13 protein-coding genes are annotated in these 14,154 nt (G+C 69.9%); 10 read left to right on the plus strand and 3 right to left on the minus strand.

Annotation, left to right across the window (positions count from 1 at the left end; genetic code table 11):
• Positions 1-30: 30 nt before the first annotated feature.
• The gene (locus WMF43_RS45360) at positions 31-2,790 is read left to right on the plus strand and encodes an nSTAND1 domain-containing NTPase (RefSeq protein WP_437674757.1); all 2,760 of its coding nucleotides are present in this window, start codon (positions 31-33) and stop codon (positions 2,788-2,790) included.
• A gap of 659 nt (positions 2,791-3,449) precedes the next feature.
• Here WMF43_RS45360 and WMF43_RS45365 read toward each other — a convergent pair.
• Together WMF43_RS45365 and WMF43_RS45370 are read right to left on the minus strand one after the other, a co-directional pair.
• Complete coding sequence (locus WMF43_RS45365) at positions 3,450-4,448, minus strand: Rpn family recombination-promoting nuclease/putative transposase (RefSeq protein ID WP_437674759.1); 999 nt, start codon at positions 4,446-4,448, stop codon at positions 3,450-3,452.
• The gene (locus WMF43_RS45370; RefSeq protein WP_437674761.1) at positions 4,445-5,443 is read right to left on the minus strand and encodes a hypothetical protein; all 999 of its coding nucleotides are present in this window, start codon (positions 5,441-5,443) and stop codon (positions 4,445-4,447) included. The genes WMF43_RS45365 and WMF43_RS45370 overlap by 4 nt, the downstream gene beginning before the upstream one ends.
• A 464-nt stretch (positions 5,444-5,907) precedes the next feature.
• Here WMF43_RS45370 and WMF43_RS45375 point away from each other — a divergent pair, with 464 nt between their 5' ends.
• The 8 genes from WMF43_RS45375 (at position 5,908) to WMF43_RS45410 (ending at position 11,758) form a co-directional block, all read left to right on the plus strand.
• Positions 5,908-6,339, plus strand: coding sequence for a hypothetical protein (locus tag WMF43_RS45375; protein WP_437674763.1), 432 nt, complete (start codon positions 5,908-5,910; stop codon positions 6,337-6,339).
• Between the two features lie 126 nt (positions 6,340-6,465).
• Positions 6,466-6,726, plus strand: coding sequence for a hypothetical protein (locus WMF43_RS45380; RefSeq protein WP_437674765.1), 261 nt, complete (start codon positions 6,466-6,468; stop codon positions 6,724-6,726).
• Between the two features lie 33 nt (positions 6,727-6,759).
• Positions 6,760-6,918 (plus strand): hypothetical protein, encoded by a 159-nt coding sequence (locus WMF43_RS45385; RefSeq protein ID WP_437674766.1) that lies wholly within the window; start codon positions 6,760-6,762, stop codon positions 6,916-6,918.
• Positions 6,919-7,006: 88 nt separating this feature from the next.
• Entirely contained in the window at positions 7,007-8,494 is a 1,488-nt protein-coding gene (gene istA, locus WMF43_RS45390) for an IS21 family transposase (protein ID WP_437668776.1), read from the plus strand.
• Positions 8,491-9,279 (plus strand): IS21-like element helper ATPase IstB, encoded by a 789-nt coding sequence (gene istB, locus WMF43_RS45395; RefSeq protein ID WP_437671251.1) that lies wholly within the window; start codon positions 8,491-8,493, stop codon positions 9,277-9,279. Before istA ends, istB begins: the two co-directional genes overlap by 4 nt.
• Positions 9,280-9,810: 531 nt before the next feature.
• Complete coding sequence (locus tag WMF43_RS45400) at positions 9,811-10,692, plus strand: DDE-type integrase/transposase/recombinase (protein ID WP_437674768.1); 882 nt, start codon at positions 9,811-9,813, stop codon at positions 10,690-10,692.
• A gap of 2 nt (positions 10,693-10,694) precedes the next feature.
• Complete coding sequence (locus tag WMF43_RS45405; RefSeq protein WP_437674770.1) at positions 10,695-11,504, plus strand: ExeA family protein; 810 nt, start codon at positions 10,695-10,697, stop codon at positions 11,502-11,504.
• Positions 11,501-11,758, plus strand: a complete 258-nt coding sequence (locus tag WMF43_RS45410; RefSeq protein ID WP_437674772.1) for a hypothetical protein — start codon at positions 11,501-11,503, stop codon at positions 11,756-11,758. Before WMF43_RS45405 ends, WMF43_RS45410 begins: the two co-directional genes overlap by 4 nt.
• A gap of 117 nt (positions 11,759-11,875) precedes the next feature.
• On the opposite strand, the gene WMF43_RS45415 is transcribed toward WMF43_RS45410, so the two are convergent.
• Positions 11,876-12,658, minus strand: coding sequence for a hypothetical protein (locus WMF43_RS45415; RefSeq protein ID WP_437674774.1), 783 nt, complete (start codon positions 12,656-12,658; stop codon positions 11,876-11,878).
• 425 nt (positions 12,659-13,083) lie between these two features.
• On the opposite strand from WMF43_RS45415, the gene WMF43_RS45420 reads away from it, so the two are divergent.
• A complete protein-coding gene (locus WMF43_RS45420) occupies positions 13,084-14,121 on the plus strand; it encodes an FRG domain-containing protein (RefSeq protein ID WP_437674776.1) in 1,038 nt (345 codons plus the stop codon).
• Positions 14,122-14,154 lie beyond the last annotated feature (33 nt).

Consider the following 14,154-nt stretch of genomic DNA (forward strand, 5'->3'; position numbering starts at 1 on the left):
GCTCTCGGCCGCGCACCGGAGCGACTCAACATGATCCACGCTGACCGCGACCGACGCAAGCCGCTCGAGCGCCTGCTCGACCGAGCGAATCCAGGTCGACTCGGTCCCTTCCACCTCGTGAGGGAGCTGGGCAAGGGCGGGTTCGCGCCCGTGGTGCTCGCCCGGGAGATCTACCGCGACGGCGACGTGGAGATCGAGGTTCGCCGGGTGGCCATCAAGCTGTTCGCGCCCGACGAAGCGCGGCAGCCGAGGGCGCAGGTGATCGAGGAGGCGAGGCTGTTGTGCCAGGTCGAGCACCCCAACATCGTCCGGTTCCACCGCCTGGTCGAGGATCCGGAGCATCCGCGGGTCGTGGGCCTCGTGATGGAGCTCGTGGAAGGCGACTCGCTCGCCAAGCGCGTCCGGAGGGGCGAGACGATCCCGCTCGCTCGGGTGCTGTCCATCGGCGCCGCCGTGGCATCGGCGCTGTCGGCCGTGCATCGGGCCGGCCTCGTGCACCGCGACGTCAAGCCGGACAACATCCTCGAGGCGCACGGTCAGGTAAAGCTCATCGATTTCGGCATCGCCTTCGGCGGTGGGCGGAGGCGGCGTGGCAAGGAGCAGAGCGGCATGCGCGTGCGGCTCAGCCACCTGCCGCCCGAGGCGCTCGGCACCGACATGTCGACGCTAAGCATGGCCACGGTCGAGGGCGCCGAGGGGCCTGGAAGGAGCAGCGGGGAGATCTTCCCGAGCGGGACGGTGGGGTACATCGATCCGGCGTGTGTGGGCGAGGGATTGCCCGCGACGCCCGCGAGCGATCTGTACGCGCTCGGGGCGACGCTCTTCGAGTGCATCACCGGCAAGCTGCCGGCCGTGCTGGCGACGGGCGAGCGGGGCGGCCTGCGCGGGGAGGTGCTGGACGGCAGCGAGGCGGCGCCGCGGCTCGGCGACGTCGCGCCCGGCGTGCCGCCGGGGGTCGCGAAGCTGGTGGATGCGCTGCTCTCGCCCGCGCGCGAGGGGCGCCCGCGCTCGGCGGAGATCGTCGCCGTCGCGCTCGAGCGGCTGCGGGGGGAGATCGGCGGACGGGCGCGCAGCCTGCCGCCGGAGGAGGCAGGGCCGTTCCGCGGGCTCGGGCGCTTCGAGAAGGACGACCGCGACGTGTTCTTCGGCCGGTCGGCCGATGTCGCCGCCGCGGTGGAGATGCTGCGCAGCCGGGGGCTCGTGGCGATCGTGGGGCCCTCGGGCAGCGGCAAGAGCAGCCTGGCGCGCGCGGGGGTCGCGCCCGTCGCGGCGGACGGCAGGCTCGGCGGGTGGATGCAGCAGTGGGACGTGCGGGTCGCGTCGCCCGGCGCGGACCCGCGCGCCGCGATCGCGGCGGCGCTGAGCGAGATTGTGCCGGAGGCGGCGGCGCGCTCGCCCGAGCAGGCGGCGGCGGCGCTCGCGCTGCGCGCCGAGACGGAGTCGCGCGGGACGCTGCTCGTCGTCGATCAGCTCGAAGAGCTCGTCACGGTGAGCGGCGGGGACTCGGCCGCGTGGGCGGCGAGGCTGCTCGCGGCCATCGCGGAGCCGCCCGTGCCGGGCGTGCGCGCGCTGGTTGCGGCGCGGCGGGATCTGCTCGATCCGCTGCTGGCGCTGCCGGAGCTCGGGCGGGTATTGCCGCGGGGGTTGCTTCAGATCGCGCCCGTCGGCGACAAGGCGTGGGGGGAGATCATCGAGCAGGCGCTGGAGGCGTACGGGGTTACGTTCGAGGATGAGGCGCTGCGCGAGGAGGTGTCGAGGCAGCTCAGGGAAGCGCGCGCGGCGATGCCGCTCGTGCAGTTCGCGCTGACGGAGCTGTGGAAGAAGCGCGATCGGGAGAGGAAGAAGATCACGCGCGCGGGGCTGACGGCGATCGGCGGGATCGGGGGTGCGCTGGAGCGGCATGCGGACGCGACGGCGCAGGCGCTGTCGGCCAGGGTACCGGAGCATCGCGTGCGCGCGGTGCTGCTCGCCATGACCACGGTCCAGGGGACACGCGCGGAGCGGACGCTGGAGGCGCTGGCGCGCGAGGTGGGGCCGGCGGCGCTGGAGGTGGTCGCGGCGCTGGAGCAGGCGAGGATCGTGGTGCGCGCGGAGTCGGGGCTGACGCTGGCGCACGAGACGCTGCTGTCGCAATGGGGGACGCTGCGCGGATGGGTGAACGAGGCGCGGGGGGATCGCGCGCTGGCCGAGGAGCTGGAGCAGGCTGCGGAGCGGTATGCGGCGGAGCGGGACGACTCGCTGCTCTGGAAGAAGCGGCGGCTGATCGCGGCGGAGGACCTCGCGCGCGCGGGGCGGGTCGCGCTGTCGGAGCGGGCGCAGGCGTTCGTCCGGCGGGGCCGCGTGGTCGAGCGGCGGAGCAGGATGCAGATGCTGATGGGGGCTGCGGGGCCGGTCGTTATGGCGTTCGCTTTTACAGTGGGCTGGAAGTACACACAGGACATCAAGGCCAAGGAGGCGGCGGCGAACGCGCAGGCCGCGCTGGCCAGGAAGAGCGAGGCCAGGGCCACGGAGAGTGAGGCCAGGGCCAAGGAGAGTGAAGCCAGGGCCAAGGGGAGTGAGGATGAAGCGCGGGAGGCCGAGCGCGCCGCCGCGGCGGCGCGCGATCAGTTCAAGAAGGATCTTGACGAGCTGGAGGGTCGTCTGAAGCGAGTGAAGTTTAAGGCGGAGGTCGAAGCCATCCAGGAGAGCATCCGCAGGAAACGAAACGTGCCAATGGATCCGAGGGGGCGGACGAGCGCATCTCAGACGGAAGCGTCGGCGCTGGGCACGGCGGCTGGGGATCCACCGTGAGGACCAGGGTGTCTGGGTTGCTCGCCGAGCTTGCTGATTTGGCGTTCACTACATCCAAGCCGGCGGACCGGGACCATAACCGTCCCGTGGCACGCGACGGGGTGCGTCAATGCTCCGATACGGCATCCTTGGCCACGCACAGGATCGGGTCGGCGTCGTACTACGGCTCACCATAGAAAGTGTAGCAAGTCGGCTGCCCCCGGAGGCGCGGCCGCCGAAGAGCACCATGCAGCTGTCGACGCCAGCTGACGCAAGGACATCGACATCCGGCGGAATGCCACCGAAACCACCGCGTCGGTGGACACCTCGAGCGTCTCGAGCAGGGCACCCGTACGCGCTTTCCACAGTCTCGAGACCCGAGGCGAGCGGCTTGCCCTCCGGCGAGAACGCCAGCCATCTGGCGAGAACACCACCGCTGTCACCCCGCCGGTGTGCCCCTGCACATCCGGCGCATCTCCGCCTTTGCCTCGTCCGTCTCGGCATAACTCCGGTCGAGCCGCGCGCTCTTCGCCATCGCCGCCCTCGCCGCCCGCCTGACGTACGCAACGCACGTCGCACCGCGCCAGGCTATCACCACCGCCTCAGCGTGAGCGTGCGACCTAGGCGTCAGGCGCAGCGCGGTCGCTGGCACCGGCGGCATCACACGCGAAGAATCCGCATCAGCGCTCGTTGAAGACGTCGTCGAGCGTGGGCGTCGTGAGCACGCGCTTGAGCCAGCCATCGATCTGCACGGCATCGGCTGCGCCGATGCGCGCCTCGATCGGCTCCGGCAGCTCGCCGAAGCGCAGCCCGAGCAGCTTCAGCAACGCGCTCCGCTGCCCCTCGAGGTGGCCCGCCAGCCGGCCTTCTCGCTCGCCCGCCAGGCGCCCCTGCTCGTGAAGGTAGTCTGCAATGGTCACCATCTCCTCCTTGAACTCCGGTCCCGCCGCCACGAGCAGCCTCCGCAGCAGCTCCTCGGGCCGGGGCGGGTTGACGACGATGAAAATATAGTGCCACACGCGCTTGAGCGCAGTTACTCCGTCGGGTGCCCGACGCACCTCGCGGAGCACCTCCCGCCACGCCGACAGACGGGCCACCAGCTCGTCAGGATCGCGCGCGTGCCGGAAGCACCACAGCACCAGCCGCCCCAGCGCCGTCATCGACCGCGCTCGCAGCGCGTCGTCCTCCTCCTTGCTGATGTCGTCCAGCACGAACCGGAACTGCGGCACATGCTCGGCCATCAGCGCCAGCGCTCCCGACGGCGCGTCCAGCAGATCCTGGAACGAAACCGCAGCGCTCCAGCCGGTCTCGTCGTGGTGCAGCACCACCGGCAAGATCGCCGGGAGGTGCGTCGCGTTCGGGTGGCGCTCCAGGTAGCCCTGCCAGATCCGCACCATGTACGCGAGCAGCCGAAACGCCATCAGCGGGTGCGTCGTGCTCTGGTGCTCGAACAGCACGTAGAGGACCCGCGACGCTCCATCCAGCCTGGCGGTGAAGAGCAGGTCGCTGTGGCTCGCCGCGAGCGCTTCATCGATGAAGCTGCTGGGCTGCAGCGTTAGCGACGCGAAGTCGATGCGGGCGGCCAACGCCGCCGGCAGCGCCTGCTGGAGCGCCCCGGCCGCGTGCGCCGGCTGGCTGAACGTCGACTTGAACAGGGCGTCATGAGGGGTGGGCGTCATCGATGCTCACTCCCCCTGCCGGCGCGAACCTTGGCGGCGAGCTCACCGAGCTCGCGCATCGCCCGCTCGTCACGACCGATGCCGATCGCGTAGGCCCGGAGCTCCGCGTTTTCGAGGAAGGCGCGGCAGACCTGCGATGCGTGCAGCTCGCTGATGCGCAGGCTGACGAGCGCGATCCGCCACGCAATGACCTCTGCCTCGCTCTCCGCGAGGATACCCTCCCACGCGTCCTCGGTGAGCACCGGGGGCTGCTCGGCCAGCATCCGTACGAGCAAATGCTTCCCCTGCGCCGCGTCGTCGAGGCCCTCCGCCATCTTTGGATTCCCGTCACGGAAGTGCACGAGCTCCGTCATCACGCGCCATGCCATCGCCTGCACCCAGGTCCGCTGTTTCGGGCCCATCGCGTCCGCGGAGCGGAGCACCGCGAGCGCATCCGTGTCGTCACGGGCAACATCGCCAGCCTCCGCAAGGAGGGTCTTCAGGACGTCCGCGTGCTCGCGGAGCTGCGCCTCGATCTTAGCACTCTCCTCGCGCAGCTGCTCCGCGAGCGCGGAACCTCGATCGCCGAAGACCGCAGAGAGGTCAGCGGCGAGCGCGGCTGGCTCGATGTGAATGCGGAGGCGCCGTCCCATCGCGATCAGGTCGAGGAAGAAAGAAGCCAACAGCGATGCGACGGTGTGCGGCGCCCCCGGCGGCTTGCACAACGCGGCGAGCGGCTCGCGCGCGGGAGGCGGCACTGCGACCCACGTCCACGCGAGGGCCGCGACGAAATCCTCAGGGGAGAAACGCGGGCCCTCCGGCGCGAGGCATGCGAGCCGGCACGCGTCACGCAGACCGCGCCCCGTGTTGAGCCAGGCGATGTTACTGAGCACCGTCGTTGATGCCGATGGTGCGCTGGTCGACCCAGCTCTTTGATGGCGGGGCGGCCGGCCCACCGCAGCGCGCCATCGCGGAGGCGGATCATGCTCGATGGCGGCGATGTCCGGGGGCGGCAAGCTGTCAGGACGTCCCCTGGTCACGCATTGCGCTGGGCAAGATAAAATTCTCAGCGTAGCTCCTGCTGAAACGACAGCAGCGGCGAGTGGCGGCTCCCATGCCGTAGCGGGCGTGGCGCATTCCGTTCACCCATCAAAAATTGCCAACACGACTCTTCACCCGTCCGCGTAACCAACGAGGTAGGTCAGCGGCAGGAGCAGAGCATCGGCGCGGCGCCGGCCACAAAATAGGCGACGGGAGGAGCTCGTTTTGGCCGCGTGCCCCCTCCCGTCGTGCTCCGAATCGCTTGAAAGAGCGGAGCCCTCAACAGATCGTCCATTTGGACCTCGATGTCAAAGGCTGGCTCGCTTCACCGCCCACCGTAGAGCGCGCGCGGCCAGCCCGCTGCCCGCGTTGCGGCGCCGCGGCTTGCCCGCTGGGGGCCGGGTTGGGGCTGTGGGGTCACGGAACGCGGTCGCGGCAGGTGCGCGGGCCGCTGGCTGCCGGCGAGCGCGGCGGGCTCGTCACGATCGAGACGCGCCGCTATCGATGCCGCCGCTGCGGCGCCACGATCACGGTCGTACCGCGGGGCGTCGCACCACGACGGCACTTCGCCGCGACGGCGATCGGTCTGGCCCTGCTGCTCGTCGGCGCCGCCGGTGCAGCGCTCAGCGAGGTGCGGCGACGAGTCAGCCCCTGGTCTGCCAGCTTCGATGCCGACAGCTGGGCGACCGTGCGGCGCTGGTTGCTCGCCATCGACCAGGGGCGCCTCTTTCCGTCGGTCCGCCCCAGTCCCCTCGCTGCGTCACTGCGGCAGCGGGCCGAGCGGGCCGCGATGACGCTCGTCGCGATGGCGCCTTGTGCGGCCGAGTTCCCCGAGGCCGCCGTCATGGCCGGCGCCGCGCGGGCTGCGTGATGGCGAGCGGCGTGCTTGCCGGACTCATGTCGGGCCCCACCCGGTTGGATCCTCGGTCGGCGGGACGCCTTGCGCTTGGATGGCTGTGCGGCCGGTGCGGTGTCACCGGCGCGGAAAGGACACGACGTGCAAGACCCCCTCACGCCGAAGGACCACGCGGAAGCGGTGGCGCTCTACCGCAGTGAGATCATCGGCTCGCTCATGCACCGCGAGCTCGACCGCGGAGAGCTCGCCGAAGCGCTCGCCGACCTGAGCAAACAGCGGTTTCGCCCCCCGCGCGCCCACTCTCCGCGCACCTACTCGGTGCCCACGCTCGAGCGCTGGTACTACGCGTACAAGGCCGAAGGTCTCGAAGGCTTGCGCCCCCAGCCCCGCAAGGACAAGTGACGGGCGCGCGAGCTCACCCCCGAGCAACGGCAGATGCTGCTCGACATTCGAGAAGAGCACCCGAGCGCCTCGGTCTCGCTCATCCTCGACACCCTGATCGCGGCGGGCCGGATCGACAAGGACGCCATCTCCGCCACCACGGTGCGACGCCTTGATCAGCGACAATTACTTCTGCCGCCTGGCGACAACTAGATTTGCCGGTGTGGCGGCCGTGCGGACGGCCTGTGCGACGGTGCGGAGCTGAGGGCTCCGGCCGGGTGCCGGGGCTCGAGGAGCCCGGATGGTCAGCGACAGGCAGGTCCGCGTGCTGAGAAAGAAGCGGATGGAAGGCAAGACGTTGGAGGCGGCCGCTGCGGCGGCCGGGATGAGCGAGAGGACGGCGCGGACGTGGCAGCGCGGGCCGCTGCCCTCGGAGACGAAGCAACCGCGGACATGGCGCACGCGACCGGACCCGTTCGTCGAGGTGTGGGCGACGGAGATCGAGCCGCTGTTGGTCGCGGACAAGGAGGGGGAGCTGGAGGCGAAGACGATTTTCGAGGAGCTTGCGCGCAGAAAGCCGGGCGTGTTCGAGCCAGGGCAGCTACGCACGCTCCAGCGGCGCGTACGGGAGTGGCGTGCGCAGCACGGGCCGGAGAAGGAAGTCTACTTCCCGCAGGAGCACACGCCGGGGCGCATGGCATCGATGGACTTCACCCACGCCACCGAGCTCGGCGTCACCATCGCCGGCGAGCTGTTCGTGCACCTGTTCTTCCAGCTCGTGCTCGCCTACAGCGGCTGGCGCTTCGTCGAGCTCGCGTTCGGCGAGACGTTCGAGGCGCTCGTGAAGGGCCTGCAGGGCGGGCTGTGGGCGCTCGGCGGAGTGCCCGAGAGGGTTCGTCTGGACAACCTCTCGGCGGCGACGCACGAGCTGGTGAAGACGGGTGGTCGCACGTTGACACGGCGGTTCGCCGAGGTGGTCGAGCACTACGGCCTTCAGGCCTCGCGCATCCAGCCCGGCGAGTCGCATGAGAATGGAGTCGTGGAGAAGGCGCACCACCTGCTCAAGAGCGCGCTGGAGCAGGCGCTCTTGTTACGTGGCAGCCGCGACTTCCTGACCGTCGAGGCGTACATGGCATTTGTCGGGCGCGTCGTCGAGGAGAAGTTTCACCGAGGCCGTGAGGCGCGGCTGGCCGAGGAGCGTGCGGCGCTCAGGCCACTGCCCTCCAGCCGCGTGCCCGAGTACACGCGGGTAGTCGTCGCAGTGCGCAAGTGGAGCACCATCCCGGTCGCGGGTCGGATCTACTCGGTGCCCTCGCGGCTCATCGGGCACGAGGTCGAGGCGCGGCTGTTCGCCGATGTCGTCGAGGTCCGGTACGCCGGCAAGCTGGTCGAGACGATGCCGCGGCTGCGCGGCGAGTACGGCCATCGCATCGACTACCGGCACGTGATCTGGTCGCTGGTGCGCAAGCCCGGCGCCTTCGCGGCGTATCGCTACCGCGAGGACCTGTTCCCGTCGCTCGTGTTCCGGCGGGCCTACGACGCGCTTCGCGAGCGGCGTGGCGACCGCGCCGACGTGGAGTATGTGCGCGTGCTGCACCTGGCTGCGAGCACGGGGGAGCGGGCGGTGGAACAGGCGCTCTCGGCGCTGCTTGAGCGGGGCGAAGCGTTTGACTACGCTGCGGTCAAGGCGCTGGCGCAGCCGGAGACACCGGCGGTGCCCGCGCTGCGCATCGGCGCGCCCGACCTCGGTCAGTACGACGCGCTGCTCGCGGCCGGAGGCGCGTCATGAGCGCCCTGACGTACACGCCCGAGATGGGGGCTCGGATCACGGCGCTGCTGTCGGAGTGGAAGCTGCCGACGGCGGCCGGCGAGCTGGTGCGGCGGCTTGTGGCCGGCGGCCACGGTGAGGCGCTCGGGGTGGTCGCCGAGGTGCTGGAGCTCGAGGCCGCAGGGCGCAAGGAGCGGCGCACCGACAGGCTGCGACGCGCCTCGAAGCTGCCGCCGGGCAAGACCTTCGACACGCTCGACAAGACGCGCGTGCCGCAGTCGGCGCTGCTGCGGGTGCAGGAGCTGTCGCGAGGCGACTTCGTGGACCACGCCGGCAACGTGCTGCTCTTCGGGATGCCCGGCGTGGGCAAGAGCCATCTGGCCTGCGCGCTCGGCCACGCGCTCATCGATACGGGCAGGAGCGTGCTGTTTACGCCGACCTACCAGCTGGTGCAGCACCTTCTGGCAGCCCGGCGCGACTTGAGCTTGCCGCGCGCGCTGCGGGCGCTGGACGTCTTCGACGCGATCTTGCTCGACGACCTGGGGTACGTGCAGCAGACGGCGGAGGAGGCGGAGGTGCTCTTCACGCTGATGGCCGAGAGGTACGAGCGCCGAAGCTTGATCATCACGAGCAACCTGGTCTTCAGCGAGTGGGACCGGATCTTCAAGACGCCGATGGCGACCGCGGCGGCGGTCGACAGGATCGTGCACCACGCGACGATCATCGAGATCGAGCGAAAGAGCGTGCGGGCAGAGGAGGCGAAGAAGCGCAACGCAGGCAAGAGGAACAGCGAGGACGAGGGATGAGAGAGACCGCGGCGATGCGCTGCGACGGGGTGGGGGCGCGGGGCGCGTCGGGCACCGTGCCGCCACGGGGGGCGCACGGCCGAGGTTTCGATGGCGTGGGCGCGGGAGGACGAGCGATGCGAGTGGCAAAGGAGGGCGGATGAACGGAATGGCCGTGGCGCGCTGGGACGGCGGTGGGGGCGCGGGGGCGCGTCGGGGCACCGCGTCGCCACTGCGGGCGCGCGGCCGAGGCCTCGATGGCGTGGGCGCGAGGGAATGTGAGGCCGACGGAACGACAACTACACGAGGAGGAAGTGCGCGAGGAAGCGGCGGGAGCAGGGCGGGGAACGCGACGACAACTACGGCGGAGGTGACGACAACTACACGAACGAGAGCGAGGGGGGCGAAGTGGGACGGCGACGAGAGGAAGGACCTGGCTGCGGCCGGCAAAAATAGTTGTCGCTGACCGGCAAGAGTAGTTGACGTCGATCACGCCTGTACGCCGAACACCACCTCGACCGCGTCGCGCTGCGCGATCGCACGGGCGGGAAGGTGCGGCTGCGTTGGCAGGCCGAGCACCCGGGCGCACTGTGGCACGGCGACGTGTGTCACGCGTCACCGATACTCGTCAACGGCAGCCCGGCGCCGGTGCGGATCCACGCGCTGCTCGACGATGCCTCGCGGTACATCCTCGCGATCGAGGCGATGAGCGCCGAGCGGGAGGTCGACATGCTGGCGCTCTTCATCCGGGCGCTGCGCAAGCACGGCGCTCCCGACGCCCTCTACCTGGACAACGGCTCGACCTACCGCGGGCACACCTTGCACCTTGCGTGCGAGCGACTCGGCACCACCCTGATCCACGCCCGTCCCTACGACGCCCCCGCGCGCGGCAAGATGGAGCGCTTCTGGAGGACGTTGCGAGAGAGGTGCGTGGACTTCACCGGCGCGCTCGGCTCGCTGCACGACCTCAACGTCCGACTCTACGCCTGGGTCGACGAGCACTACCACCGCACCCCGCACGCGGCGCTCTTCGGCAAATCCCCTGCGCAGGTGTACGAGGAGTATTCCCGCGTCACCGACGATCTCGACGAGCGAAAGCTCCGCGACGCGCTCACGACCCAAGCCCGTCGGCGCGTCCGGCGTGACAGCACGCTCTCGATGGACGGAGAGGACTGGGAGACCGACCTCGGCTTCCTCGCCGGCCACCTCGTCACGGTATCGCGGTGCCTCGTCACGCCGAACGAGCCGCCCTGGATCGAGCACGAGGGCAAACGCTTCGCCCTGCACCGAGTGGATCCGGTGAAGAACGCCCGTCGCCCGCGGCCGGCTTGCAACCTCGACGTCGCTCACGAGGCACGCGTCCCGTTTGACCCGCCGAAAACGCTCCTCGACAAGGCGCTCGGCCGAACGCCCCACGATGATGAGGAGGGGTGAGCATGGACTTCTGCAGCTACTTCAGCTTCAGCGCAGAGCCATTTTCCAAGGAGGTCGAGGACGGCGAGCTCTGGCTCCCCCCGTCCAAGCAGATGATCCTCGAGATGCTCATCGAGGCGGTGCACGCTCGAAAGAGCGTGCTCCTCGCCGGTGACCCAGGCGTCGGCAAGACGTGTCTGCTCCGCGCGCTCCGTCATGCCCTTTCGCCGCAGACGTTTCGCTTGACCTACTGCGCCAACGTGACGCTTGGACGCCGGGACTTCTATCGACAGCTCTGTCTGGCGCTCGGTCTGGCTCGCTGCAGCACCGCGGGAGACGTCTTCTACGCGGTCAGCACGCACGTCGAGGAACTCGCGAAGGAGCGCGTATTCCCGGTCTTCGTCCTTGATGAGGCCCACCTGCTTCATCAGGACACGCTCGACCATCTCCACATACTCTTGAATTATGCGTGGGATAGCCGCTCACTGCTTTCGCTCGTCTTGCTTGGACTGCCCGAGCTCGGCGAGCGACTGCGCGTGCGGCGCAATCGGTCCCTGTATTCGCGCCTCCACTACCGATTGACCATCGACCCGCTCACGCCGGACGACACGGCCGACTACCTGCGTGTACGTCTCGGCCGGGTCGGCTGCACGAAAGAGCTCTTCACCTCGGACGCGATCGCGATGCTGCACGAGGCCGCCGCCGGTAGCCTGCGCGACACCGACCGGCTCGCCACGGCCGCGCTCCGCGCTGCTGCGCGCAAGAAGCGCAAGCTCGTCGAGCGCGATGTCCTCAGCCGCATCCTGCAACTGGACGCCGAGGAGGCCGGATGAACCCCGTCCCCTTGGCCGAGGGGGACACACGGCGGACCGACGTCGAGGGCAGCGCAGTCGCCGCCCTCGTCGTTGCCCTCGCGCTCGCCCGCGACGCGCTCACCGTGAGCTACCCGGACGACCCCGATCCGCTGTGCCCTCGCCTCTACGCTGTCGACGTCGTGCTCCACCACATCGACGGGCTATGCGACTCCCTCGCTCGCCACCGCGCCGTCCTCGACGGCGACGACCGCCTCCCCACCCACCTCGACTGAGGGCCTCGACGCTCCGCGAGCACCGAAGTCACCCGACCCCTCGCCCCGCTGCAGCCGCGGTGAGCGGAGATCCGGGTCGACGATGGCCATCACGGAGCCGGATCTTCCGGCCATCAACTAGCCTGCTCGGTAACAGGCGATCACCAGGCGGGTGGCTTCGGGCGAGGTCGGCGACTTCGACTCGGCGAGCTCACGCCGCCATTCGCGCGCGCCGTCCTCGCCCGGAAACGCGCCCAGCATGGCGTCGAGCTTCTCGTCCACCTCACCGAGGAACACACGCAGGAACGCGCCGGTCAACGCGTCGGCTTCGTAGCGAGCGCGCAAGCGCTCGATTAACCGCGAGGCGTCGACGCGCACGGGCAGCGACAGCTCACGGCCGAGGATCGGCGCCGAAAGCCGCCTGGCCTCCTCCGCCTGCCCGCGATCGATGTCGCCCCATACCATCGCGTGCCGCGGAAAACGCTCTTCCACGAGCATCGCCGCCGCGAGCAAGGCGAAATGGTACGGGCAGCCCTGCGTCTTGCCGCCGAAGACGCGCACGGGGCCGCTGGTGTCAGCTCGGTCCGGCATGGCGGCGGTGACGACGATGTCATCGTCCGGGCATGGATCCCGGCGCGCCGCGTACCGGCCGAGGTCGTGGAAGAACGACTGGCACTCCGCCATTTGCAGGCTGTCGCGGTCGCCAGCCACGGACCAGTGCGCCAGCTTGGGATCGTCGACATCACCACGAAGTGAGCGCGTGTACATCGGCACGCGCACGCCGTCGATCGTGCGCCAGCCCCGGCCCAGGAGGCGCGGCTGCCATGCCGAAAGGAGCGCGAGCGTCTCCTCGCAGACGGCTGCCCACTCGGCCTCGTCGATGCCTCGCGGATCGATGTCGAGAATCACGTGCACGCCCATGGACGCTCCTCCTGGTCGGCCGGTGCGGCCGGCCGTCGTGACGGCGTAGATCCTCCGCGGCGCGGAGGGACAAGCTGCGGCCAGGCCTGACCGAGCACGGGCTCGGCGGCGCTTCGCCTGCGAGGCCGATTCGCTAGCAGGCCACAGACAGGTTGGCCATGGGAAAGACAGTCAATTCAAGATGCGATTCGTGTGATGAGATCGGCCGATGCCAAGCAATTACGACAACGGAAGCATTCTCATTTCTCAATCGCACTTCACACGCGCGCCTGTGCTGCTCGTCGACCTGGAGCGAATCGTCTCGGGGCGGGTTACGCCGGGCCAACTGGAGAAATGCGCGACATCGATGGCTTCCCACGGGCGCTGCGCGCGGACGACGGGGCTCCGCCGATGAATTACGGGGACTCTGCCGATGTGATCTGAAATTGCGCTCAACAGGCGCTTTCCTCGCCGTGCCTGGGAATGGTCCCCCCTGGGTCGCGCCGGGCTGCCTCCCGAACCGCTCCGGCTTAGCTAGAGCCGTTCTCACCCGCCCCTGGTACGAGCGCCGCACCTGCCGTACCATCTCGTCGGTGCAGACGGTCCAGATCACCCGCCTCTCGGAGCTTATGGCGCTCCTCGAGTCCGCGCCCGGCGCGCGGTTCTGCTACCGAGGCCACGCGAGCGCCGCGTGGAGCCTCGTGCCGACGCTCTACCGCGACGTGGAGCGCACCTCGCCTCCGCTCGCCCCCGCCGACGGTGAGTGGCTCGGCCAGCTCGAACGCGACATCGCGCGCCGCTTTCGCCTGGCGGCGCGCGGCGAGCCGGATATCCTCGCCGACGAATGGCGCGCCCTGTGCCTCGCTCAGCACCACGGCGTCCCGACCCGCCTGCTCGACTGGACCTATAACCCGCTCGTCGCCGCGTTCTTCGCGCTCTCGGAGCGCTCGCCCGACGACGCGGCCATCTTTCGACTCAACCTCTCGGATTACCCATTTCTCGCGACGCTCGGCCGGCGTCTCCCGGAAGGCGCCTTCCGCATCGAGAACCTCCGCTCTTTCCTCGGCGGCAGGCCGCCGCCGTTCTTCACGCCGGTGTCGAACCTCTTGCCCCGCGACGACGCCGCGGCCACCCCAGCCGCAGCCGAGTCCGCGCTCGTCGTGTTCCGGGCTCCGCTCGACGTGGCGCGCATCGAGCGGCAGCATGGCATCTTCTCGGTCTATCTCTCACGAAACGACCACGACTTCGCGCTCGATCACCTGGCGCCGATCCTCGCCGCCGAGGCCTCGTCCGGAAGAGAGCTCCTCACCAAGGTGATCATCCCCCGCGCCGCGGCGGACGGCATCCGCAGGCAGCTCGCGAGCCAGGGGATGACCGCGAGCGTGCTCTTCCCCGACCTGACCGGGGTCGGCCTGGAGCTCAAGGCGAAACTGCGCGACGAGCTCGAAGCGGAGCTGGAAGGCCGGCGCGAGCGCGCGGACTGAGCCCGCATGCGCGGCTCACGGCGGTGATCGAAA

Origin of the sequence: Sorangium sp. So ce131, assembly GCF_051519095.1 — a bacterium.
Classification (GTDB): Bacteria; Myxococcota_A; Polyangia; order Polyangiales; family Polyangiaceae; genus Sorangium.

What these genes read in the sequence shown, in the direction of transcription:
- WMF43_RS45405 (WP_437674770.1), top strand. Translation starts at nt 10,695, where the DNA reads ATGGACTTCTGCAGCTACTTCAGCTTCAGCGCAGAGCCATTTTCCAAG.
- istB (WP_437671251.1), top strand. Translation starts at nt 8,491, where the DNA reads ATGAGCGCCCTGACGTACACGCCCGAGATGGGGGCTCGGATCACGGCG.
- WMF43_RS45365 (WP_437674759.1), bottom strand. Translation starts at nt 4,448, where the DNA reads ATGACGCCCACCCCTCATGACGCCCTGTTCAAGTCGACGTTCAGCCAG.
- istA (WP_437668776.1), top strand. Translation starts at nt 7,007, where the DNA reads ATGGTCAGCGACAGGCAGGTCCGCGTGCTGAGAAAGAAGCGGATGGAA.
- WMF43_RS45410 (WP_437674772.1), top strand. Translation starts at nt 11,501, where the DNA reads ATGAACCCCGTCCCCTTGGCCGAGGGGGACACACGGCGGACCGACGTC.
- WMF43_RS45415 (WP_437674774.1), bottom strand. Translation starts at nt 12,658, where the DNA reads ATGGGCGTGCACGTGATTCTCGACATCGATCCGCGAGGCATCGACGAG.
- WMF43_RS45360 (WP_437674757.1), top strand. Translation starts at nt 31, where the DNA reads ATGATCCACGCTGACCGCGACCGACGCAAGCCGCTCGAGCGCCTGCTC.
- WMF43_RS45385 (WP_437674766.1), top strand. Translation starts at nt 6,760, where the DNA reads ATGCTGCTCGACATTCGAGAAGAGCACCCGAGCGCCTCGGTCTCGCTC.